We start from the raw sequence: 23,086 nt of genomic DNA, 5'->3' as shown, positions 1-23,086 counted from the left end.
GCGAGTGGCGTCAGGAGTAGAAGGAGTCCAGCACCTTCTTCTGCTGATCCTGCACGACCGAGCGCTTGACCTTCAAAGACGGTGTCAGCTCACCGTTCTCGATCGACAGGTCGTGGTCGAGCAGCTCCCACTTCTTGATCGTCTCCCACCGGTTGAGTTGCGCGTTGAGCTTGTCGACGTAGTCGCCGATCATCGCGCGCACCTCATCGGATTTGACCAGTTCGCCGTAGGACTTGCCACCCAGTCCGTTCTCCTTGGCCCACCCGTCGATGGCCTCGGGATCCAGCGTGATGAGCGCGACGCAGAAGTTGCGCGACTCGCCGAACACCAGCATGTGACCGGCATACGGGCACAGCGCCATGAACTTGCCCTCGATCGCCGGCGGCGCAACGTATTTCCCGCCGGAGGTCTTGAACAGCTCCTTGAGCCGTCCGGTGATGGTGAGGAAGCCGTCGTCGTCGAGTTTGCCCCGGTCACCGGTGCGCAGCCAGCCGTCGTCGGTGAGGGTCTCGGCGGTCTTGTCCGGCAGATTGTGGTAGCCGTCCATCACGCACGGACCCTTGATCTGCACCTCGCCGTCCTCGCTGAGCCGGACCTCGGAGCCGTCGAACACCTGCCCCACCGTGCCGAGCTTGTAGTCGTCGAGGCGGTTGATGAACGCCCCGGCCGCGGTCTCGGTGAGTCCGTAGCCTTCCAGGATCAGCAGGCCCGCCGCGTGGAACCATTCGGCGATCTCACCGTTGAGCGGCGCCGAGCCGGAGATCATGAACCGGACGCGCCCACCGAACACGTCACGGATCTTGCTGAAGACCAGCCGGTCGAAGAGGCCGTGGGCCACCTGCAGCGGCAGCGGAACCGACTCACCCGCGCGGCGGCGCCGGCTGACCTCGCGTCCGACGCCGAAGGCGGCGTTGAACAGCACCTCCTTCACGCCCTTCTGCTGGGTGGCGACCTTGGCGTGGGCCTTCTCGAAGATGCGGGGCGCCGCACCCATGAACGTCGGCTTGACCGTCCCCATGTTCTCCACGATCTTGTCGACGCGCCCGTCGATCGCACTGGCGAAACCGCAGGCGAGCTGCGCGGAGATCAGCACCTTGCCGAATGCGTGGGCCAGGGGCAACCACAGCAGCTGCAGGTCGTCCTCGCCGAGAATGCCGAACCCGGCGATCGTCTCACCCTCGTACACCCAGGCCCGGTGCGCCAGCCGCACCCCCTTGGGCTTACCGGTGGTGCCCGAGGTGTAGATCAGCGTGGCGAGCTGGTCGGTGCCGATGGCCTGGGACCGGTCGCGGACCTCGGACGGGTGCTCCCGCAGATGCGCGCGGCCGGCCTCCATCAGCTCCTCGAGGGTGAGCACCCAGTCGCCGTCACCGCTGCCGTCGAACAGCACGACCTTCTCCACCCCGGGCAGCTCGTCGCGGCGCTCGCGCAGCTTCTCCATCTGCGATTCGTCCTCGGCGAAGACGAACCGCGATTCGGAGTCCCCGAGGATGTACGCCGTGTCCTCCGCGTTCGTCGTCGGGTACACGGTGGTGGTGGCTGCCCCCGCGCACATGATCGCGAGATCGGCCAGGATCCACTCGTAGCGGGTGCTCGAGGCGATGCCGACACGTTGTTCGGATTCGATGCCGAGCGCGAGCAGCCCGGCCGCGAGGGCCTCGACCTGGTCGGCGGCCTCGCGCCAGCTCAGCGATGTCCACGAGCCGCCCTCGAGCCGGCGGAACGCCTCCCGGTCCGCCGACTTCTCGACGCGGTCGAAGAACATCGTGGCGACGTTCGCCTGGGTGGTGGTCGTCGTGTCAGCAGACATCATCGTCTCCGGGGACTTGTGGGGAACGTGGCGTGGGGAACGTGGCCCCCTTTGTACCCGGAGATCGACGATTCGACGCCGTTATGGCAGCCGAAGTCCGCCTCAGTCGAACTCGGGGCTCTCCGTGCGGGTGCGCTTGAGTTCCCAGAAGTGGGGATACGACGCGAATGTCACCGACGCGTCCCACAGCTTGCCGGCCTCCTCGCCGCGCGGAATACGCGAGAGCACCGGGCCGAAGAACGCGACGCCGTTGACATGGATCGTCGGCGTGCCGACGTCCTCTCCGACGGCGTCCATGCCCTCGTGATGACTGCGGCGCAGCGCCTCGTCGTATTCGGTGGACGTGGCGGCCTCGGCGAGTTCGGCGGGCAGCCCCACCTCGGCCAGTGATTCGGCGATGACCTTGGCGAAGTCGGGGTCGGTCTCGCGATAGCCCTGGTTGTGGATGCGGGTGCCCATCGCGGTGTACAGCGCGGGCAGCACCTCGCGGCCCTTGGCCTGTTCGGCGGCGATCGCGACCCGCACCGGGCCCCAGGCGGTCTTCATCATCTCCCGGTACTCGTCGGGCAGATCGCGACCCTCGTTGAGCACGGCCAGGCTCATCACCCGGAAGTTGACGTCGATGTCGCGCACCTTCTCGACCTCGAGAATCCAGCGGGAGGTGATCCAACACCACGGGCACAGCGGGTCGAACCAGAAATCTGCTCTCGACTTCTCGGCCATTCGCGGGTTCCTTTCGGGGGCGTGGACAGCTGTCGTCGGACACAACCGGACGAGCCCGAGCTGTGTTCCCGTTCGAGGTCTAGGGTTGACGGGCGTGGCACTTCCCAATCTGACCCGTGACCAGGCGGTCGAACGCGCAGCGCTGATCACCGTCGACAACTACCGCATCGAGCTGGACCTCACCGACGGCTCCGGAGGGCAGGAGCGCAGCGACCCGGGAAGTGCGCCGGGCGGTCCGGGTGAGAAGACGTTCCGGTCGGTGACGACCGTCGAATTCGATGCGCTGGCCGGCGCCGACAGCTACATCGACATCGCTGCGGAATCCCTGCGCGCGGTGACCCTCAACGGTCGCGATGTCGACGTGTCCGGCTATGACGAGTCGACCGGGATTCCGCTCGACGGTCTGGCCGAGCACAACGTGCTCGTCGTCGACGCCGACTGCCGCTACTCCAACACCGGCGAGGGTCTGCACCGCTTCGAAGATCCGGTCGACGGCGAGGTGTATCTGTACTCGCAGTTCGAGACGGCCGACGCCAAGCGGATGTTCGCCTGCTTCGACCAGCCCGACCTCAAGGCGACGTTCGACGTGACCGTGACCGCCCCCGCGCACTGGCAGGTGGTGTCCAACGGCGCACTGGAGGGCACCCGCGACGATGGTGCGGCCAAGACGCACAGCTACGTCACGACGCCGAAGATGAGCACCTATCTGGTCGCGCTGATCGCCGGGCCCTACGCCCGCTGGGATGACCTGTACCGCGACGAACACGGTGAGATTCCGCTCGGGCTGTTCTGCCGGAAGTCGCTGGCGGAGTTCATGGACGCCGAACGGCTGTTCACCGAAACCAAACAGGGTTTCGCGTTCTATCACGACAACTTCGGGGTGCCGTACGCGTTCGGCAAGTACGACCAGCTGTTCGTGCCCGAGTTCAATGCCGGTGCGATGGAGAACGCCGGCGCGGTGACGTTCCTGGAGGACTACGTCTTCCGCAGCAAGGTGACCCGCGCATCGTATGAGCGCCGCGCCGAGACCGTGCTGCACGAGATGGCGCACATGTGGTTCGGCGATCTGGTGACCATGAAGTGGTGGGACGACCTGTGGCTCAACGAGTCGTTCGCGACGTTCGCCTCGGTGCTCTGCCAGGCCGAGTCGACGGAGTACACCGAAGCCTGGACCACCTTCGCCAACGTCGAGAAGTCCTGGGCCTACCGCCAGGACCAGTTGCCCTCGACCCATCCGGTGGCCGCGGACATCCCCGACCTGCACGCGGTGGAGGTGAACTTCGACGGCATCACCTACGCCAAGGGCGCCAGCGTGCTCAAGCAACTGGTGGCCTACGTCGGGAAGGAATCCTTCCTGGCCGGCCTGCGCGATTACTTCCGCGACCACGCGTACGGCAACGCCACCTTCGGCGATCTGCTCGGGGCGCTGGAGAAATCCTCGGGCCGCGATCTGTCCGGCTGGGGCCGCCAGTGGCTCAAGACCACCGGCCTGAACACGCTGCGCGCCGACTTCGACGTCGACGGTGACGGTCGCTTCACCCGCTTCGCGATCCGGCAGAGCGGTGCCGCACCGGGCGCCGGCGAAACCAGGGTGCATCGGCTCGCCGTCGGCGTCTACGACGAGGACCCCACCACCGGCAAGCTGGTGCGGACGCATCGTGAGGAACTCGACGTCGAGGGCGACATCACCGAAGTTCCTGCGCTGCAGGGGATTCCACGAGGCAAACTGGTGCTCGTCAACGACGACGACCTGACATACTGCTCGCTGCGCCTGGATACCGATTCACTGCAGACGGTGCTCACCCGCATCGCCGACATCGCCGAGCCGCTGCCCCGCACGCTGGCGTGGTCCGCGGCCTGGGAGATGACCCGCGAGGCCGAACTCAAAGCGCGCGATTTCGTGGCGTTGGTGATGAGCGGTGTCCACGCCGAGACCGAGGTCGGGGTCGCGCAGCGGCTGCTGCTGCAGGCGCAGACCGCGCTGAACTCCTACGCCGATCCCCAGTGGGCGGCGACCAACGGCTGGCCGGCTTTCGCCGACCGGCTGCTGGAGCTGGCCGGCGAGGCCGCGCCGGGGTCCGACCACCAGCTCGCCTTCGTCAACGCGCTGTGCAACTCGGTGCTGTCGCGTCATCACGTCGCGGTGCTCTCGACGCTGCTGGACAACGAGCCGGCCGCGGTGAATCTGCCCGGGCTGGTGATCGACACCGATCTGCGCTGGCGCATCGTCACCGCGCTGGCCGCCAGCGGTGACCTCGACGCCGACGGGGTCGACACGCCCTTCCTCGATGCCGAAGCGCGTAGCGACCCGACCGCCGCGGGCCGGCGTCATGCCGCCGCCGCATCGGCGGCACGCCCGCAACGGGCGGTCAAGGACGCCGCCTGGGAACGGGTCGTCGAAGACGACACCCTGGCCAACATCACCACACGCGCGATCGTGGGCGGATTCGTGCAGCCCGGTCAGCAGGAGCTGCTCGCGCCGTACACCGACAGGTACTTCTCCGCCATCTCCGGGCTGTGGGAGCGCCGCTCCAGCGAGGTCGCACAGACGGTCGTGGTCGGGCTCTACCCGTCGTGGGACATCAGCCCCGACGGGCTGGCCGCCGCGGATCGGTTCCTCGACTCCGACGTGCCGCCCGCGCTGCGCCGGCTGGTACTCGAGGGCCGCGCCGGGGTGCAACGATCGCTGCGGGCGCGCGAATTCGACGCGGGCTGACCCCTCTTCCGCGAGCGGGCGTGTCTGCCCGCGACACGCCGACCGACGTCGGCAGTTCGCGCACGCTCGTCGCCGGCGAACGGGCTTAGGCTCACGCCCATGGCGGGCACCAACAGTCGCCGGGCGCGGGCGGCGCGGCGGCGTCAACGTCGCGTCGCGGCGGTGGTCAACGACCTGACCGCGGCACAGTGGGCGGCGATCAAGGCGGCGTGGCCGGGCTGCGCGTACTGCGGGACGACCGGCGTTCCGCTGCAACGTGATTGCGTCATGGCGATCTCGCGCGGCGGTCGCTACACCCTGGACAACGTGGTTCCGGCGTGTGCCGCCTGCAATGCCAGCAAGTGCAACGACGAGGTGACCGGGTGGCTGCGCCGCAAGCGGCTGGACGAGCGGGCGTTCCTCGAGCGGTTCGTGCAGGTGCGTTCCGAACTGCTCGCTACCGCGCAGAGTGGGTCAGCATGACGCTCTGGGGATGGCCGGCCGCGAGCGTCCGCGTCGGGACAGACGGCACTAGCGTCAGACGGCGCTATCGCCGTCGCGACCGAGCCGCCGCCGGCTTCTGCTGATACATCAGCTCGTCAACGCGGCCAATCAGATCCGCGACGTCGCGGTCGTCGGTGGAGGCCTCGACCTGACCGATACTGACCGTCACCCGCAACGCTCGTCCGGTGTCGTCGGTCAGGTTCGCCAAACGGTGCGAAATCGTCCGTTTCAGGGCTCGTATTCGCGCGGGGTTCGCGTCGACCAGTCCGACGCAGAATTCGTCCCCTCCCACCCGCGCCGCGAAATCGTGCAATTGGATCTCCTGGCGCAGCACCGCTCCGATCGATTCGAGGACGCGGTCGCCCGTGGCGTGACCGAAGTGGTCGTTCACCGCCTTGAAGTCGTCGACATCGAGCAGCAGCAGGCTCAACACTGATTCGCCGCGGTGGACGCGAGCCAGCTCGCGGGTGAGTCGATCCAGAAAGCTGCGCCGATTCGACAGCGACGTCAAGGGATCGGTCTGTGCAAGCATCTCCAGTTGGCGCTGCAGCTCTTTGAGCACGGTGATATCGCGGGCGGCGTTGAGGACGGTGCGTACCGATCCGTCGGGGGCGAACTCCGGCACAGCGCGGAACAGGAAATGGCGCGGCCCCTGGGAAGTGGGGAATTCAAACTCTCTCTCGACGGATTCGCCGGTCGCGAAGACCCTGCGATAGTCCGACTGCCACATGTCGACCAGGTGTGCCGGCATCCCGAGCTCCCGGTGGTCTTTGCCGACGAAATCCGCGGCCGACAGCGGTGCGGTGACCTCGTCCAATGCGGGGTTCACGTATAGATGCCGAATGTTGCGGTCGTGCCGGGACACGATGTCGGGCAGGTTCTCCACCAGGGCGAAGAAGGCGTCGTCACGCAACTGTTGGGCGGTGGGCAGCCGCACGAGGATCACGTACTCCGCGCTCCCGGAACCCGCTGCGACGGGCTGGATGACACAGTGCCAGGTCTGAGTTCCGGCACCCGGCAACATCAGTGGAGCGCCGAAACGGCCCGCGGAAACGGCGAGCCGCAGCCCGTCCATGACGACGGTGAAGTCGTCATGGTGACTCGGGGAATCAGCAAGCGCCGCAAGGGCCGGTGTGCGCGAGACGATGACGAGATCTGCGTCGGCGTCGGTGCACAGCAGCGCGGGCACCCCGGCCGCAGCGAGGGTGTCGATCCATCGTTGTCCAGCCCCCATGGGCGAAGTGTAAATGGTCCGCGGGTAGCGGATCGGTCAGCCGGGTGCTTCGTGATCCGGTCGAGCGCGGTGGAATTTGACGTCGTACATCAATGCGTCGACGCGGCCCAGGAGGTGCGGCACATCGCCGTCACTGGGGTCGGCGGCTGCATGTCCGATGCTGACGCGGACCGGCGTGTCGGAAGATCCGCCCACATCCAGCTGCGCGATCCGTGCAGCGATGCGATCGACGAAGTCCGGCACGGTCGATGCGTCGACATCGAAGAGGGCCACGCAGAACTCGTCGCCACCCAGTCGCGCCGCAACGTGCGGAAAGGGGGTCTCGGTGAGCAGACTTCGACCGACCGCCTCGAGAACCCGATCCCCGGCACCGTGGCCCAACCGATCGTTGATCTCCTTGAAATTGTCGATGTCGATCATCAGCATGTGCAGCCGCCCCGTTCCTGCGCGGACCCGCTCCAGCGCCGGCTCGACCCGGTCGACAAAGCTGCGCCTGTTCAACAGCGACGTGAGCGGATCGGTCTGGGCGAGCTGTTCGAGTTCGTACTGCAGGCGCTTGAGTTCGGTGATGTCCCGCACGATCGCCAACACGGTGTTGACCCGCCCGTCGTGGTCCGGTTCGGGTACGGCCCAACCGCTGTAATGGCGTAGGCCCGAGACGCCGGTGTAGTCGAACTCCGCCTCCGCGGGCTCACCGGTCTCGAACACCTGTCGGTAGATCGACTGGAAAGTGGTGACGAGTTCTTCGGGGGTGCCTGTTTCACGATGGTCTTTGCCGATGCGCGCCTCGGCGCTCACGCCGGTGGCGGCTTCGATCGCCGGATTGACGTAGACGTACCGGAACTGACGATCGTGGCGGGTGACGACGTCTGGCAGGTTCTCCACGATCGTGAAGAACGCATCGTGGTGATCGTCGAGACCCTCGGGCATCGCCATGATGCAGACGGCCGTGTCGGGAGGCTCGTCTGCGCGGTGGACGACGCACTTCCACGCCGGATCGGTCCCCGAGATCACCAGCGGTGATTCGGCGCCCGGCGCCGGCCAGCCGCGGTCGAGTTCCGACAGCAGATGACGTTCGTCGAGGTGGTCGGTGAGGGCGTGCATGACGCGGAAGAAGTCCGCAGTGCGCTCGAGGATGACGACGCCGGTGTCATCGCGGCGGCACCGGAAGGCCGCAACACCCGCCGCAGCGAGACTGTTCAGCCACTCGTGTGGCGCCATGGCAGGAGATCGTAGCGATGTTTGCCGAATCCGGCGATGGCGCTCACATCCGCGCGTACCGGGTCAGGGTGAAGCTGTACATCCCGTAGGCAGCGAAGCCCGCCGCGGCGACGGCCATCAGCGCCAATCCCGGCCCGGTCGTGCCGAGCGCCTTGACCGCGGCGTCGATTCCGCGGGCCTTGGTCGGGTCCGCGTCGACGACGGCCACGATCACCAGCAGGCCGGCGATCCCGAGCACCAGTCCTTCGCCGACGTAGCCGACGAAGCCCAGAGTGGTGATGACCGGCCCGACCGGATCGGTGAGATCGGCGCGGAAACGCCGCGACGCACCCTTGTAGGCGTTGTAGCCGCCGATGATCGCGATCGTCGCGCCCGCGATCACGAGCCCGACGCGCCCCCACCCCTGCTGCATCAGCCGGGCGGTGATGCCCGCGCTCTGGTCACCACTGGACTCGCGGCTGCCGAGGGCGTATCGCACCGCAGTGGTGGCGACGCCACAGTAGACGAGCAGCAAGCCGAGCGCTTTGAGCCGGTTGAGCAGGCTGTGGTCGTTGAGGTGCGGTCGGTGACCTTCGGCCGGGTGGAGTCCGACCAGCGCTTCGGCGAGCCGCCACAGCGCGAGCGGGACGATCGCGGCGGCCAGGATCCACAGCGCCGTCACGCCCCCGGTGGTCTGGGCGACCGTCTCCAGCGCGCCCGACGGGTCCGCGTGTGCGCCGCGCGTCCCGACGGCGATCCGCACGATGAGATACGCGATGAGCAGGTGCAGCAGACCGCTGACGGTGTAACCCATCCGGGCCGCGAACCGCAGGCCGTCATGGCGGGTGAGCCGGAGGATGAACGCGGCGCGCCGGACCTGACTCACGGGAGGGGGTTACCCCGATCAAGCCGTGTCAACGTGTCATCCGAGTGACGACGCGCACCGATCTCCCGCCCGCGAGTGTGCGCAAATGTCCGCCGATCACCGGCGTGTCGCGTGCAGACACGCGCGCTCGCGGAAAGGGTTCAGCGGGGCGAGACGCCGGCCGACAGCACGCGGATACCGCTGATCAGCCCGTCGATGAGGTTGCCCTCCTGGAACGACGCGGCAGCGGCGGACACCCCGAGCGGGGCGGCCTCCTCGATGCCGCGGTTCTTGACCTCGGAGCCGTACACCACCTCGATGGCGCGCTGGTCCGGCGAGACGGCCAGCAGCACGGCGTTCTCCGGCGTCGGCACCTTGGCCAGGAGCTCGCGCGCGGTGGCCGCGGTGTCAGCGCCGAGATCACCGATGTAGACCGCGAAGCGGGCCTTGGCGCCCCTCGAGCCATACTTCAGCGCGTCGTCGAGGGTGACCAGATCCCGGGTCGGGAAGGGGTAGTGCACCGACAGCTCGCCGGGCTCGGTGACCCCCGAGAGCCGCCCGCTGGACGTCAGCGCCCAGCCGCGGGGCAGGTCGAGGTCGTGACCGGCCGCAGTCGCGATCTCACCACTTGCCACTTGCGCCGCCTCCTACTGTCACGTGGTCGCCAAGGTGCCCGCCGTGTCCGTGATCGGCCGGCTCTTCGGCCGCCCACAGGATCGGTGCGTGCGTCCAGGGATCGGTCATCTTGTACGTCGCCGGGTGGGCGGGCTTCCCGCGCCAGATGAACAGCGCCAGCACCGCGGCCAGCCCCAATGGCACGAGCAGGAACAGGGAGTGGACTAGGGGGGTCACGAGCACAAACCGTATCCCACCCGGCCGTCAGGCCGCGCCCTCACCCAGATATCTGATCCAGGCGGGGTCGAGTTCCTTGACCGTCGACAGCAGCCGCCAGTGCTGCCCCTTGGGCGGCAGGGGCACCGAGCGCAGCGCCCAACCGAGGTCGGACAGCAGGTGGTCGGCCTTGCGATGGTTGCACGGCGCGCAGGCGGCGACACAGTTCTCCCAGGAGTGGTCGCCGCCGCGGCTGCGTGGCACCACGTGGTCGACGGTGTCGGCCTTGGCGCCGCAGTACGCGCAGCGGAACCGGTCGCGGTGCATCAGCGCCGCCCGGGTCATCGGCACCCGCGCCCGGTAGGGCACCCGAACAAACGTCCGCAACCGGATCACCGAGGGCACGGTGATGCTGCGCGAGGCCGAATGGATCACCGGCCCGGCCGGATCGTCGTGGACGATATCGGCCTTCCCGCACATCACCATGATCACCGCCCGCCGCATCGGCAGAGCGGTCAACGGCTCGTAGGTGGAGTTGAGCAACAGCACCCGGCGGCGGCCCCACAGCGATCCGTCGTGGCCGGGCAGCGGGGGCTCGACTCCGTGCTTCTCGAAGACTCCGTGTTTCTCGACACGGTGCAGGACACTGGGCATCGCCGCGGGGCCCGGAACTCCGGCCGCGGCCGCACGCTTGTGACCAGCCGGTTTCGCCGGGCTTCTCTTGCGATGCGCCATTGGTCCTCCGGTGAGACAGTCCACCACGGATCCACGACGAGCGCACGACAATTCGGGCCGTGTTCGCAGGTCAGTCCGGTGAACTTCCGGTGACGGCCGCGACGCGAGGGGTCCCGAACCCGGCCGGACGCCGCCATGGACCACAATGGATGGGGTGACGCAACCAGCGCGGTCGTTCTACGACGAGGTCGGCGGGCACGACACCTTCACCGCGATCGTGGCCCGGTTCTACGAGCTGGTGCGCGAGGACGAGATCCTGCGCCCGCTCTATCCCGAGGACGAACTCGACGCCGCCGAGATTCGGTTGCGGATGTTCCTCGAGCAGTATTGGGGCGGGCCCCGCACCTACTCCGACCAGCGCGGTCACCCCCGGCTGCGGATGCGCCACGCCCCGTTCCGCATCGGCTACATCGAACGCGACGCGTGGCTGCGCTGTATGCACACCGCGGTGGCCGAGATCGATTCGCAGACCCTCGATGACGACCACCGCCGCGAGCTGATCGCCTATCTCGAGATGGCCGCCCAGTCGATGGTCAATTCGCCGTTCTGATCGGCACAGAGGACAATCGGGGACGATGACAGCCGAGACTCCCTGGTGGTCCAGGGCGACGTTCTACCAGGTCTACCCCCGGTCCTTCCGCGACAGCAACGGCGACGGCATCGGCGATCTCGACGGCGTGCGGGCCGGCTTGGATTATCTCCGCCAGCTCGGGGTCGACGCGCTGTGGCTCAACCCGGTGACCGTCTCGCCCATGGCCGATCACGGCTACGACGTCGCGGATCCGCGCGACATCGACCCGATGTTCGGTGACATCGAGGCGCTCGACCGGCTGGTGTCCGAGGCGCACGAGCGCGGGATCAAGGTAACGATGGACCTGGTGCCCAACCACACCAGCTCCCAGCACCCGTGGTTCCAGGCCGCCCTGGCCGCAGGCCCGGACACCGATCAGCGGGCGCGCTACCTCTTCCGCGACGGCTCCGGGCCGGGCGGCATCCATCCGCCCAACAACTGGGTCTCGGTGTTCGGCGGACCGGCCTGGACGCGCATCGTCGAACCGGACGGTGCCCCCGGACAGTGGTATCTGCACCTGTTCGATCCCGAGCAGCCGGACCTGAATTGGGAGAACCCGGAGATCTTCGAAGATCTCGAAAAGACGTTGCGATTCTGGCTGGACCGCGGGGTGGACGGTTTCCGCATCGACGTGGCGCACGGGATGAGCAAACCGCCGGACCTGCCCGACATGGAACTGGCCGAGCACAAGCTGCTGGCCGACGCGGGCAGTGATCCGCGCTTCGATCACGAAGGTGTGCACGACATCCACCGCGGCATCCGTTCGGTGCTCGACGACTATCCCGGCGCGGTCGCGGTGGGCGAGGTGTGGGTCTACGACAACGAGGCGTTCGCCGCGTATCTGCGTCCCGACGAACTGCACCTGGGTTTCAACTTCCGGCTGGTGCGGGCGGAATTCGTCGCGGCCGAGATCCGTGACGCGATCGAGAATTCGCTGGCCGCGGTGGCCCTGCAGGGCGCCACGCCGACCTGGTGTCTGTCCAACCACGACGTCGAGCGCGAAGTGAGCCGCTACGGCGGCGGCACGGCCGGCCTGGCCCGGGCCCGAGCGATGGCCCTGGTGATGCTGGCGCTGCCCGGCACGGTGTTCGTCTACAACGGTGAGGAACTGGGTCTGCCCAACGTGGACCTGCCCGACGACGTGCTACAGGACCCGGTGTGGGAACGCTCCGACCACACCGAGCGGGGACGCGACGGCTGCCGGGTGCCGATGCCGTGGTCGGGCGACGAACCGCCCTTCGGATTCTCGGCGGCGCCCGAGACGTGGCTGCCGATCCCGCCGGAGTGGTCGGGGTGGACGGTGCAGCGCCAGGACGGCGACCCCGATTCGACCCTGAACTTCTTCCGCCGGGCACTCCGATTACGCCGGGAGCGAACGGAATTCGACGGGACGACGCTCGATGAGCTGAGCGCGCACGGCGATGTGCTCACCCTGCGGACGTCCGCGGGATTGACCTGTGTGCTCAACGCCGGCTCACAACCCGTACCGCTCCCCCCGGGTGAGGTGCTGCTGGCCAGCAGCGCACCCGAGGACGGGCAGCTGCCGGCCGACGCGGCCGCCTGGATCGGCTAGCGCAACACGACCGCGGGGTCGCCACGGCGACGGTAGACCGAACCGAACCGCGCGTCGATGCGCAGCCAACTCGGCAGGGCCCGCACCCGGACGATCTCCTCTGCGCTCAGCATGTCGCCGGTCTGCGGTAGGAAACCCATTGCGGTGAGCGCGAAGACGCAACGCATCGGCACCCCGACGGTCTCCTCGTCCGCACTGACCGCGACCACCTCCTGGTCGAGCAACGATGACGGCGGCCCGTGCGCGCTCCCGTGTTCGCGGGCCAGCGCACCACCGCGTTGTGCCAAGTCGAGCACGGCGCGGGCAGGTATGTCGTCGAGGTGGACGAACCCGGTATCGGGGGGCAGGCCGGTGCGCCATGCCGAATCCATCGGGAACCCGGGGTCGACGTATCCCGAGGTGTCCATCGCGGCCAGCCCGGTCCCGAGCGCGTCGGCGCCGGCGCACATGTCGCCCGGCGACATCCGGCCGGCGACCACCCGGCTGGCCAGCACGTCGAAACCGGTTGACACCCAGGCGATCAGAGCGTCTGGGCGGCGTTCACGCAGCCGCACCACCGCCGCATCGTCGAGTCGCTGCGCGCGCTCGGCGAAGGTGGCCAGGTCGTCGCGATGGCTGCGGTCCGCGAGCCAGATGCCGCGTTCCGGGGTCCTCATCGCTGGTAGCGCTGCAGATATTCGCGCTGCGCCGGCGTGAGGCGCACCAGCCGCTGCTCCTCGATGTGGACGGCGGCCAACTGGGTCTCGGCGATCACCGAGGGCTTGGTTCCGGATTCGGCACCCACCGGCCGCACCTCGTAGCCGATGGTGAAGTCGACGGCCCGGACTCGCTTGGACCACATGGTGACCTGCAGGGGCGAATCGATCAGCCGCAGCTGTCCCTTGTAGCTGATGTTGACCTCGGCGATCAGCAGACCGATGGTGATGATGTCATCGCCGAACGGCTCGAGCAGGAACGGGATCCGCGCCTCTTCGAGGATGGTGACCATGGTCGCGTGGTTGATGTGCTGATACATGTCGATGTCGGACCACCGCACATGCACCGGCGCCACAAAGCCGGCGTTCACCCCGAAGACCCCGTTCCGCTCGTTCTCGTCATGCTCCGGATCTGACGCGCCGCCACCGACAGCGTCGCCAGATCGCGTTCGCCGCCCTCGTATATCTCGGTGAGTGTGCGGCGGGCCCGCGCGACCCGGGAGCTGTTCGTGTGTTCCCACTCGGCGATCTTCTGCTCACCGGTCTCGCCGGGCTCACCGGCGCCCAACACGTCGAAACACAACGAGCGCAGCGAACCGTAGATGTCGTCGCGGATCGCCAGCCGTGCCAGGGAATGCCAACGGTCACCGCGCGGCAGCTGCGACACCGAGGTGAGCAGGCTGTCGGTGTTGAGGTGGTCCATCAGCGCGAAGTACGTGTCGGCCACCTCAGCCGGATCGCGGTCGTCGATGTCGGCGATGTCGATGATGTCGAGCAGACTGAACCGGTAGAGACCCGTGGCCACCATGTACGCCAGATCCCGCGGTGCGCCGTGGCCCGCGAACTCACCGGCCTCCTTCTCCACGATGGCCTGGTCGTCGCCGCGAAGCCACTGCGACATCCGCGGCGTCAGCGCGGCGACCTTCTCGGCGAAGCGGTTGATTTCGGCGCCGACGGCCAGCGGCTGCGGCCGGTAGTTGATCAGCCACCGGCTGGCCCGATCGATCAGGCGGCGCAGGTCGAGGGTCATGCGATCGCTGATCGACACCGGTATGCCGTTGGCCTGGGAGGCTGCGCGGATCTGACGCCAGATATCTCCGACGCCGAAGATGGCGTTGACCGCGACGAAGCTGCGGACCGCGTCGACCGGACCGACACCCATGTCCTCGGTCACTCGGTAGGCGTAGGTGATGCCGCTGGTGTCGACCAGATCGTTGACCAGCATCGTGGTCACGATCTCGCGGCGCAGTTGGTGTGAACGGGTGTCGGCGCCGAACTTCTCCCGCAGCATGGACGGGAAGTATGTCGGCAGCCGCGCGGCGAACGCCTCTTGGTCGGGTAGGTCACTGGCGAGCACATCATCCTTGAGCGCCAGTTTCACGTGAGCCATCAGCGTCGCGAGTTCCGGTGAGGTGAGCCCGATCCCGGCGTCGAGGCGCCTGCGGATCTCCTTGTCGGTCGGCAGCGCCTCCAACTCACGGTTGAGTCCCCGCTCGGCGACGAACTCGCTGATCATTCGAGCGTGCACCGACAGCAGGCCGGCCGCGTTGGCGCGGCTGGTGCCCATCAGGTCGTTCTGGTCCTCGTTGTCGGAGAGCACCAGTCGACCGACCTCGTCGGTCATCGACAGCAGCAGCTCGGTCCGCTCGGCGGCGTCCACCTTGCCCGCAGTCACCAGCGAGTCGATCAGGATCTTGATGTTGACTTCGTGGTCGGAGCAGTCCACCCCGGCGGAGTTGTCCAGGGCGTCGGTGTTGATCCGGCCGCCGGCGAGGTCGAACTCGATCCGGCCGCGCGATGTCACACCGAGGTTGCCGCCCTCCCCGATCACCTTCGCGCGCACCTGGTTACCGTTGACCCGGATCGGGTCGTTGGCACGGTCTCCCACGTCGGCGTCGGATTCGGTCTCGGCCTTCACGTACGTGCCGATGCCGCCGTTCCACAGCAGGTCGACCGGCGCCCTGAGGATCGCCTTCATCAGCGCCGGCGGGGTCATCTCGTCCCGGTCCCCGTCGAGGCCGAGCACCTCCCGCACCTGGGGACTGATCGGGATCGACTTGCCCGCACGGGAATACACGCCGCCGCCCTCGCTGATCAGGGATGTGTCGTAGTCCTCCCACGACGAGCGGGGTTGGTCGAACAGCCGCTTACGCTCTTGGAACGACGAGGCCGCGTCCGGATCCGGGTCGAGGAACACGTGCCGGTGGTCGAACGCGGCGACCAGGCGGATGTGTTCGGAGAGCAACATGCCGTTGCCGAACACGTCTCCGCTCATGTCGCCGATGCCGACGACGGTGAAGTCTTCGGTCTGAGTGTCGAGCCCCATCTCCCGGAAATGCCGTTTGACCGATTCCCACGCACCTTTGGCCGTGATGCCCATGGCCTTGTGGTCATAGCCGACCGACCCGCCCGAGGCGAACGCGTCACCGAGCCAGAATCCGTAGGACAGCGCCACCTCGTTGGCGATGTCGGAGAACGTGGCCGTGCCCTTGTCGGCGGCCACCACCAGATAGGCGTCATCGTCGTCGCGGCGGACCACGCCCGGAGGCGCAGTCACCGCACCGGTGGTCTTGTCGACGTTGTCGGTGACGTCGAGCAGACCGCTGATGAAGAGCTTGTAGCAGTCCACACCGGCGTTGCGCTGTGCCTCGCGGTCGGCGGCGGCGTCGCCGGTGGGCACCGGCGGATTCTTGACCACGAACCCACCCTTGGCGCCGACCGGGACGATGACGGCATTCTTGACTGCCTGCGCCTTGACCAGGCCCAGGATCTCGGTGCGGAAGTCCTCGCGACGGTCGGACCACCGTAGTCCGCCGCGGGCGACGTAGCCGAACCGCAGATGGACGCCCTCGACGCGGGGCGAGTAGACGAAGATCTCGAATTTCGGTCTGGGCAAGGGCAGTTCGTCGATCAGGCCGGGATCGAGTTTGATCGACAGCACGTTGCGGGCGCGCGCGGACTCCTGACGGGTGACGAAGTAGTTGGTCCGCAGAGTCGCCTGGATCATCGACGCGAAGGCGCGCAGCACGCGGTCGGTGTCGAGGCTGACCAGCGCGTCGATATCGGCGGCCACCGCCTTGGCCGCGTCCTGGGCGCTGCGCCGGTCGGTATCGCCGTCGGGATCGAAGAGGGCTTCGAACAGCTCGATCAGCGATGCGGCCGTTCCCGGATTGTCGTTGACGACGGACTCGATGTGCGACTGGCTGTACGGGAAGCCGGCCTGGCGGAGATATTTCGCGTAGGCCCGCACCACGGTCACCTGGGGCCAGGTCAACCCGGCCCGCAGAACCAGCTCGTTGAACCGGTCGATCTCCATACGTCCGTGCCAGATGGCGGTGACCGCATCGGCGAACCGCTGCGCGGTGGCGTCGCGTTGGGCCTCGTCCTCGGATGCCCGGGGCATGGTGGGGTGCGGCGAGATGTTGAACCGGTAGATCCATACCGGCAGGCCGTCCGGGCGGGTGACGGTGAAGGGGCGTTCTTCGAGCACCACGACGCCCATCGACTGCAGCATGGGCAGGAGCTGACTCAGCGATGCCGATCGGCCGCCCAGATACCAGGTCAGCTGACCGACACGGTCGTCGCGGCCCTGCGTGAAGACCAGCTTGACCGAATCGTCGTGCAGCTCCTGCACGATCGCGATGTCGGCGATGGCGTCGCTCGGGCTGACGGCCTGCTTGTAATCCTCGTGGAAGGCCTCGGCGTAGTGCTCGGCGACGCCCTGGCCGAGATCCTGCGCAGCGACCGCCCCCAGCAGGCGGTCCCCCCAGGTGCGGGCCGCCTCGGTGAGCAGCCGCTGGATCCGGTCCTGATTGCCCGGCGAGACGTCGACGTCGCCGGGCCGGGTGCCGCCCGGCAGGCGAACCGTGAAATGAACGACCGCCCAGGGCGATTCGCTGACCCGCGCGGAATAGTCGATGCTCTCGCCGCCGAGTTCGGCGACCAGGATGTCCTGCATCTGCAGCCGGACCGCGGTCGTGTAGCGGTCGCGTGGCAGATACACCAGACAGGACACGAAATGCGCGAGGCTGTCCGCCCGCAGGAAGAGCAGGGCGCGGCGGCGTGAACCGAGGTCGACCACCGCCATGGCCATTTCGAGCAGATCCTCGGCGGTCAGCGCGAACAACTCCGGCCGCGGAACCGTCTGGATGATGTCGAGCAGCAGCTGTTCGGGGTGGCTCGGATCTTCCTGCGCCATCCGCAGCGCGGCGTCCACCCGTCCGCAGATCAACGGGATGTCGAGCACGTTGGCGTTCATGGCCGCGACGGTGAACAACCCGACGAAGCGGTGTTCGACGACGGTTCCGTCGCCGGACTGCTCGCGGATGACGACGATGTAGGGGTAGGTGCCGTAGCGCAGATAGCTCGGAATCGTCGCCTGTGCCAGGGTCAGCAGTTCGCCCTCACGGGTCAGCGGCGGCAGCACGTCCTCGCGACGGCGCAGGGCGCCCAGACGGCTGTCCCGCTGCACCGAGGACTCGCCGTCATCGACGGGGCAGCGCTGGCAGCCCAGCAGGACGAAGTGCCCGTCGGCCAGCCAGCGCAGCAGCGCAGCGACATCCGCGCGATCCGGCGCCCGGAACCGACCGTCGTCGGTGTCCAGGGCATCGGCCAGCGACGTCAGCGCCGCACCCATCGCTTCGCGGTCGCGGGCGATGTCGCGGACATCGGCCAGGATCGCCGGCAGCAGTCGCCGGACGTCGTCGACGGCGTCCCGGTCGGCGGAACGCGACAGCTCGATGTGGATCCACGCCTCGTCGAGCCCGTCGCCGTCGCCGTGGCGGGCGGGGTGGACGTCCTGCAGTTCCCCGGCCGCGTCACGGCGCACCCGGAACACCGGATTCATGATCGCCCGATAGGTGACGCCGCGGCGATGCAGCAACACGGTGATCGAGTCCAGGAGCATCGGCCCCTGATCGGTGACGATCTGCAGGGCGGGTCCGAAGCCGTCCGGGTCGTCGTCGCCGTAGCTGGCGACGAGCGTCTCGCCGGCCTGTCTGTGCTGGGCCAGCCGGCGGTGCGCACTGACCACGTCGTCGGAGATGCCGGCATCGGATGAGCCGGCACCGCCGCGCGGGCTGGACCATTGCGTCGATGCGGTGACGGCGCCGACGTCCGATGCGTCCGCGTGTGGTCCGCGGTAGGTCGCGCGATAGGCACGGGCCAACTCGTCGGTGTCGGCGCTACCAGCCGTCATGCGGACCACTCCTGACTCACCCCGCCGGCGTCCGTCGTTGGACGCGCAGGAGCGACCTTAGTCCCGCGTCAGCCGGCGATGTGTGACCCTGTGCGGACGGGCGGCTTCGACACCGAGTCGTTGCACTTTGTTCTCCTCATAGGCGCCGAAGTTGCCCTCGAACCAGAACCATTTGGCCTCGTTGTCGTCGTCACCCTCCCACGCCAGGATGTGGGTGCAGGTGCGGTCGAGGAACCAGCGGTCGTGGGAGATCACGACGGCGCAGCCCGGGAACTGTTCCAGGGCGTTCTCCAGCGAGGACAGCGTCTCCACGTCCAGATCGTTGGTCGGCTCGTCGAGCAGGATCAGGTTCCCGCCCTCCTTGAGCGTGAGCGCGAGGTTCAGCCGGTTGCGCTCGCCGCCGGAGAGCACTCCCGCCGGCTTCTGCTGATCGGGCCCCTTGAAGCCGAACGCCGACACGTAGGCCCGCGACGGGATCTCGTTCTGGCCGACCTCGATGTAGTCCAGTCCGTCCGAGACGACCTGCCACACGTTCTTCTTGGGGTCGATGCCGGCCCGGTTCTGGTCGACGTAGCTGAGCTTGACCGTTTCGCCGACCTTGACCGTGCCGCTGTCGGGTTGCTCGAGACCGACGATGGTCTTGAACAGCGTGGTCTTGCCCACGCCGTTCGGGCCGATCACCCCGACGATGCCGTTGCGCGGCAGCGTGAAGGACAGATCCTTGATCAGCGTGCGGCCGTTGAAGCCCTTGTCCAGGTGTTCGACCTCGACGACCACGCTGCCCAGGCGGGGCGGCGTCGGGATCTGGATCTCCTCGAAGTCGAGCTTGCGCGACTTCTCGGCTTCGGCGGCCATCTCCTCGTAGCGGTCCAGCCGGGCCTTGTTCTTGGCCTGCCGCGCCTTGGCCCCCGAGCGCACCCACGCGAGCTCTTCCTTGAGCCGCCGCTGCAGCTTCTGGTCCTTCTTGCCCTGGACCTCCAGGCGTTCGGCCTTCTTCTCCAGATAGGTGGAGTAGTTGCCCTCGTAGGGATAGGCGCGGCCACGGTCGAGCTCGAGGATCCACTCCGCGACGTTGTCGAGGAAGTACCGGTCGTGGGTGACGGCGAGAATGGCACCCGGGTAGGAGGCCAGGTGCTGCTCGAGCCACAGCACACTCTCCGCGTCGAGGTGGTTGGTGGGCTCGTCGAGCAACAGCAGGTCGGGCTTGCTCAGCAGCAGCTTGCACAGCGCGACGCGGCGCTTCTCACCGCCGGACAGGTGGGTGACCGGCTCGTCGGGCGGCGGGCACCGCAGCGCGTCCATCGCCTGTTCGAGCTGGGAGTCGATGTCCCACGCGTCGGCGGCGTCGAGCTCCTCCTGCAGCGCCCCCATCTCCTCCATCAGCTCGTCGGAGTAGTCGGTGGCCATCAGTTCGGCGACCTCGTTGTACCGATTGAGCTTGGCTTTGATCGGGACCCCGTCCTCGACGTTCTCGCGGACGGTCTTGTTCTCGTCGAGGACCGGTTCCTGCATGAGGATGCCGACCGTCGCCCCGGGCGCCAGGAACGCGTCTCCGTTGTTGGGCTGGTCGAGACCCGCCATGATCCGCAAGACGCTCGACTTACCGGCCCCGTTGGGGCCGACCACGCCGATCTTCGCGCCCGGGAGGAAGTTCAGATTGACGTCGTCGAGGATGACCTTGTCGCCGTGCGCCTTGCGGACCTTGCGCATCGTGTAGATGAATTCGGCCATGCCGTGGTGTTGCCTTTCGAAAGAGGACGTCCAGTGGTCTAGCTCGCGGACCATCCTAGGCGTGGCCGTCCGGCGCTAAGCCGTCAGTGGCAGGCCCTCGTCGATCTGGTCCGCGTGTTCGGTGCGAATCTCGGTGGCTGCGGCGTCCGCCGATCCGTCGGTATCGACCGTCGACGGCTCGGACTGCTGACGCCGATCCAGACGGGCCCCGCAGCGGGCCAGGTCGGGTCCGACCGCGGTGGCGCGGACCTCTACCGAGGACCGCCGGTTGCCGTCCCGGTCGTCGTACTCACTGGTGTGGATGTGCCCGACGACGATGACCGGATCGCCCTTGACGAGCGCGGCACTGGTGCCGGCGACCACCCGCCCCCAGCAGCTCACCGTGACGAACAACGAATTGCCCGCCTCCCATGTTCCGTCGGCGGTGCGGCGCCGCGAATTGCTCGCCACCCGGAACCGCACCATCTCCTGCTCCCCCACCCGGCGGTGCACCGGGTCGGTGACGATGGTTCCGACGACGTGAAACGGTGTCTCGAACATTGCTGTGCCTCGCTCTTCTCCTCCGTGCGGCACGGTCGCCGCTGAGACACATTCAGCGCGCCGGCACCGACCGAACCGGGTCGCCGAGGCCTCCGGACGGCGGCCCTGTGGATGAACGAGGCGCTGGGGATGGCCCGGCTCAGCGGCCTTCTCGGCGGGCCAGTTCGGCCAGCATCGCGTTGTAGGCGGTCAGATCGGCGTCGTCGTCGCGGTCGGCCGCCCGGTCGAGCCGTTTGGCGGTGCGCTGATCGCTGCGCCGCCACTGGATCAGCAGGGAGAGCATCACCAGCACCAGCGGCACCTCGCCGGCCGCCCAGGCGATGCCCCCGCCGAGTTTCTGGTCGGCCAGCAGATCGCCGTGCCAGGGCAGCTGCAGAGACCGGTAGAAGGTCTCGCCGAGCACCGTCTTGGTTCCCATCAGCACGACTCCGAAGAAGGCGTGCAACGGCAGCGATGCGAACACGATCCCGAGCTTGCCCAGCTGCGGCAACGGCCGCGGGGTGGGGTCGACACCGATCACGACCCAGTAGAAGAGATAGCCGCTGAGCAGGAAATGGACATTCATCAGCACGTGGGCGGCATGGTCGTCGACCGCCGCGTCGAAGATGCCGCCGAAGTACAGCCCGTAGAAACCGGCCACGAACAGCACGAGCGCCACGAAGGGGTTGGTCAGCACCTTCGACACCCGGGAATGCAGGGCGGCCAGCAACCACTCCCGCGGCCCCGGCGGCGCCCCGCGTCCGGCGGTCGGCAGCGCCCGCAGCGCCAGGGTCATCGGGGCGCCGAGTACCAGCAGGACCGGCACGAGCATCGACAGCAGCATGTGCGCCACCATGTGCACGCTGAACATCGCGGGCATGTATCTGCCGATCCCCGATGACGTGGTGATCAGCAGCGTCGCGCAGCCCAGCAGCCAGGCCAGGGTCCGCCCGGGCGGCCAGGCGTCGCCCCGGCGCCGCAACCGCCGCACGCCCACCAGATAACCGGCCGCCAGCACGACGGCCGCGGTGCCCAGAATCAGGTCGAACCGCCAGTCGAACAGCGCCCGCTCCACGGTGAGCGGACCGTCCAGGCCGTACCCGATGGCCACCTCGACCGGAGTGGGTTCGCTGACCGGCGGTGGCGGCGGGGTGCGGCCGAGGCCGACGGCGATTCCGAACGTCACGCCGAAGAGCACCGCCTCCACCAGCGCCAGCCGCAGGAGCGCCCCCCGCGCGTCCGGATCGGTCTGCAGCGCGGCCACCCCGCGGCGCCGCTGCTGCCAACCCAGGATGCCGAGCGCCGTCAACGCCACGGCCTTGCCCGCCACCAGCCGGCCGTAGTCGGTCTGGAACAGATCCGCGGGGGTCATCCGCACCAGCGCGTTGATCACCCCGCTGAACGCCATCGCCACGAAGCACCACAGCGCCAGGGCCGAGAATCGGCGCGCGGCGAGGGCCGCGTGGTCACCCCGGCGCAGCGCGTGCGCGAGCAGCGCCAGCAGCCCGCCCGCCCACAGTGCGCCCGCCACCAGATGGATGATCAGGCTGTTGGTGGCCAGATCGTGGGCGCCGCCCGAGGACGAGTGACCGGTCAGCGCGAGCGGCATGAGCGTCAGCAATGACCCGGCCAGCAGCAGCGGCGTCCAGGACCAGCGCAGCACCGGCAGGGCGGCCAGCGTCACCACCGCGGCGAGCAGGGCGGTCCACCGCCACGCTCCCGCGATGTCGACCAGACTCGCCACCGACCAGATGTCCAGCGGGTTGAGATGGTCGCGGAGCGGCTGGCCGGACACGTCGGAGACCGTCAGCGGCACGAGCAGCGCGGCACACACCGTCCACACCGCCGACGCGCCGGTGCCCAACCGCAAGGCCCGGTAGCCCGACGCGTCGAGCACCCCGTTGGCCTGCGGGGGCACCAGGAACGCCGCGCACAAAAACCCGCCGACAGCCACGACGGCCGCGATCTCGCCCGCGGCACGCACGAACGGCAGGCCGTACGTGGTGACCGGTCCGGGATCGGGCAGACCGGTGGCGGTCAAGGCCTCGGCCAGCGACAGCGCCCCGATGGCGGCCGCGGTGACGCCGGCCAGCACGGCGATGCCGAACAGCAGCGGTGCCACCGGTGCGGTGTGACGGCTGCTGCGCGCCTTGTCGACGACCGTGCTCATGAGTCCAGCGTATGGCGTGTTCGGCGCCACACC

Annotated in this window: 18 protein-coding genes; 4 read left to right on the top strand and 14 right to left on the bottom strand. The window is 68.2% G+C overall.

Annotated elements, in window-relative coordinates; translation table 11 throughout:
- Positions 1-10: 10 nt before the first annotated feature.
- Together ACN27E_RS00965 and ACN27E_RS00960 are read right to left on the bottom strand one after the other, a co-directional pair.
- A complete protein-coding gene (locus tag ACN27E_RS00965) occupies positions 11-1,810 on the bottom strand; it encodes an AMP-dependent synthetase/ligase (protein WP_422746175.1) in 1,800 nt (599 codons plus the stop codon).
- Positions 1,811-1,912: 102 nt separating this feature from the next.
- Positions 1,913-2,533: a DsbA family protein gene (locus ACN27E_RS00960; protein ID WP_422746174.1), complete on the bottom strand. Its 621-nt coding sequence runs from the start codon at positions 2,531-2,533 to the stop codon at positions 1,913-1,915.
- A gap of 94 nt (positions 2,534-2,627) precedes the next feature.
- Here ACN27E_RS00960 and pepN point away from each other — a divergent pair, with 94 nt between their 5' ends.
- Positions 2,628-5,249 carry an aminopeptidase N gene (gene pepN, locus ACN27E_RS00955; protein WP_422746173.1) on the top strand — a complete coding sequence of 874 codons (2,622 nt, stop codon included), beginning with the start codon at positions 2,628-2,630 and terminating at the stop codon, positions 5,247-5,249.
- A gap of 99 nt (positions 5,250-5,348) precedes the next feature.
- Complete coding sequence (locus tag ACN27E_RS00950) at positions 5,349-5,711, top strand: HNH endonuclease (RefSeq protein WP_422746172.1); 363 nt, start codon at positions 5,349-5,351, stop codon at positions 5,709-5,711.
- Between the two features lie 64 nt (positions 5,712-5,775).
- Here the strand turns inward: ACN27E_RS00950 and ACN27E_RS00945 are convergent, their stop codons facing one another.
- The 6 genes from ACN27E_RS00945 to ACN27E_RS00920 all read right to left on the bottom strand — a co-directional run bounded on the left by ACN27E_RS00945 (position 5,776) and on the right by ACN27E_RS00920 (position 10,597).
- Complete coding sequence (locus ACN27E_RS00945) at positions 5,776-6,966, bottom strand: GGDEF domain-containing protein (protein WP_422746171.1); 1,191 nt, start codon at positions 6,964-6,966, stop codon at positions 5,776-5,778.
- Between the two features lie 36 nt (positions 6,967-7,002).
- Entirely contained in the window at positions 7,003-8,187 is a 1,185-nt protein-coding gene (locus ACN27E_RS00940) for a sensor domain-containing diguanylate cyclase (protein ID WP_422746170.1), read from the bottom strand.
- A 43-nt stretch (positions 8,188-8,230) separates the two neighbouring features.
- Positions 8,231-9,052: a DUF1206 domain-containing protein gene (locus ACN27E_RS00935; protein ID WP_422746169.1), complete on the bottom strand. Its 822-nt coding sequence runs from the start codon at positions 9,050-9,052 to the stop codon at positions 8,231-8,233.
- 140 nt (positions 9,053-9,192) lie between these two features.
- A complete protein-coding gene (locus tag ACN27E_RS00930; protein WP_422746168.1) occupies positions 9,193-9,666 on the bottom strand; it encodes a DUF5130 domain-containing protein in 474 nt (157 codons plus the stop codon).
- On the bottom strand, positions 9,653-9,883 hold the full coding sequence (locus ACN27E_RS00925; RefSeq protein ID WP_422746167.1) for a hypothetical protein: 231 nt from the start codon (positions 9,881-9,883) through the stop codon (positions 9,653-9,655). Before ACN27E_RS00925 ends, ACN27E_RS00930 begins: the two co-directional genes overlap by 14 nt.
- Before the next feature lie 27 nt (positions 9,884-9,910).
- Positions 9,911-10,597 (bottom strand): HNH endonuclease, encoded by a 687-nt coding sequence (locus ACN27E_RS00920; RefSeq protein WP_422746166.1) that lies wholly within the window; start codon positions 10,595-10,597, stop codon positions 9,911-9,913.
- Between the two features lie 145 nt (positions 10,598-10,742).
- On the opposite strand from ACN27E_RS00920, the gene ACN27E_RS00915 reads away from it, so the two are divergent.
- Complete coding sequence (locus ACN27E_RS00915) at positions 10,743-11,147, top strand: globin (RefSeq protein ID WP_422746165.1); 405 nt, start codon at positions 10,743-10,745, stop codon at positions 11,145-11,147.
- Positions 11,148-11,172: 25 nt separating this feature from the next.
- Positions 11,173-12,741: a glycoside hydrolase family 13 protein gene (locus ACN27E_RS00910; RefSeq protein ID WP_422746164.1), complete on the top strand. Its 1,569-nt coding sequence runs from the start codon at positions 11,173-11,175 to the stop codon at positions 12,739-12,741.
- Here the strand turns inward: ACN27E_RS00910 and ACN27E_RS00905 are convergent.
- The 6 genes from ACN27E_RS00905 to ACN27E_RS00880 form a co-directional block, all read right to left on the bottom strand.
- Entirely contained in the window at positions 12,738-13,397 is a 660-nt protein-coding gene (locus ACN27E_RS00905; RefSeq protein ID WP_422746163.1) for a hypothetical protein, read from the bottom strand. The genes ACN27E_RS00910 and ACN27E_RS00905 overlap by 4 nt on opposite strands.
- The gene (locus ACN27E_RS00900) at positions 13,394-13,807 is read right to left on the bottom strand and encodes an acyl-CoA thioesterase (RefSeq protein WP_422746162.1); all 414 of its coding nucleotides are present in this window, start codon (positions 13,805-13,807) and stop codon (positions 13,394-13,396) included. The genes ACN27E_RS00905 and ACN27E_RS00900 overlap by 4 nt, the downstream gene beginning before the upstream one ends.
- The gene (locus ACN27E_RS00895) at positions 13,804-18,633 is read right to left on the bottom strand and encodes an NAD-glutamate dehydrogenase (RefSeq protein WP_422746161.1); all 4,830 of its coding nucleotides are present in this window, start codon (positions 18,631-18,633) and stop codon (positions 13,804-13,806) included. The genes ACN27E_RS00900 and ACN27E_RS00895 overlap by 4 nt, the downstream gene beginning before the upstream one ends.
- 57 nt (positions 18,634-18,690) lie before the next feature.
- Entirely contained in the window at positions 18,691-20,364 is a 1,674-nt protein-coding gene (gene ettA / locus ACN27E_RS00890; RefSeq protein WP_422746160.1) for an energy-dependent translational throttle protein EttA, read from the bottom strand.
- Between the two features lie 75 nt (positions 20,365-20,439).
- A complete protein-coding gene (ssb, locus tag ACN27E_RS00885) occupies positions 20,440-20,904 on the bottom strand; it encodes a single-stranded DNA-binding protein (protein ID WP_422746159.1) in 465 nt (154 codons plus the stop codon).
- 139 nt (positions 20,905-21,043) lie between these two features.
- Positions 21,044-23,053 (bottom strand): cytochrome c oxidase assembly protein, encoded by a 2,010-nt coding sequence (locus tag ACN27E_RS00880; protein WP_422746158.1) that lies wholly within the window; start codon positions 23,051-23,053, stop codon positions 21,044-21,046.
- Positions 23,054-23,086 lie beyond the last annotated feature (33 nt).

The sequence above is a fragment of the Mycobacterium sp. WMMD1722 genome (genome assembly GCF_049315205.1).
In the GTDB taxonomy this organism is placed as follows: Bacteria; Actinomycetota; Actinomycetes; order Mycobacteriales; family Mycobacteriaceae; genus Mycobacterium.
The sequence above is the reverse complement of the archived record's forward strand: the minus strand, read 5'-3'. Positions and strand labels throughout refer to the sequence as shown.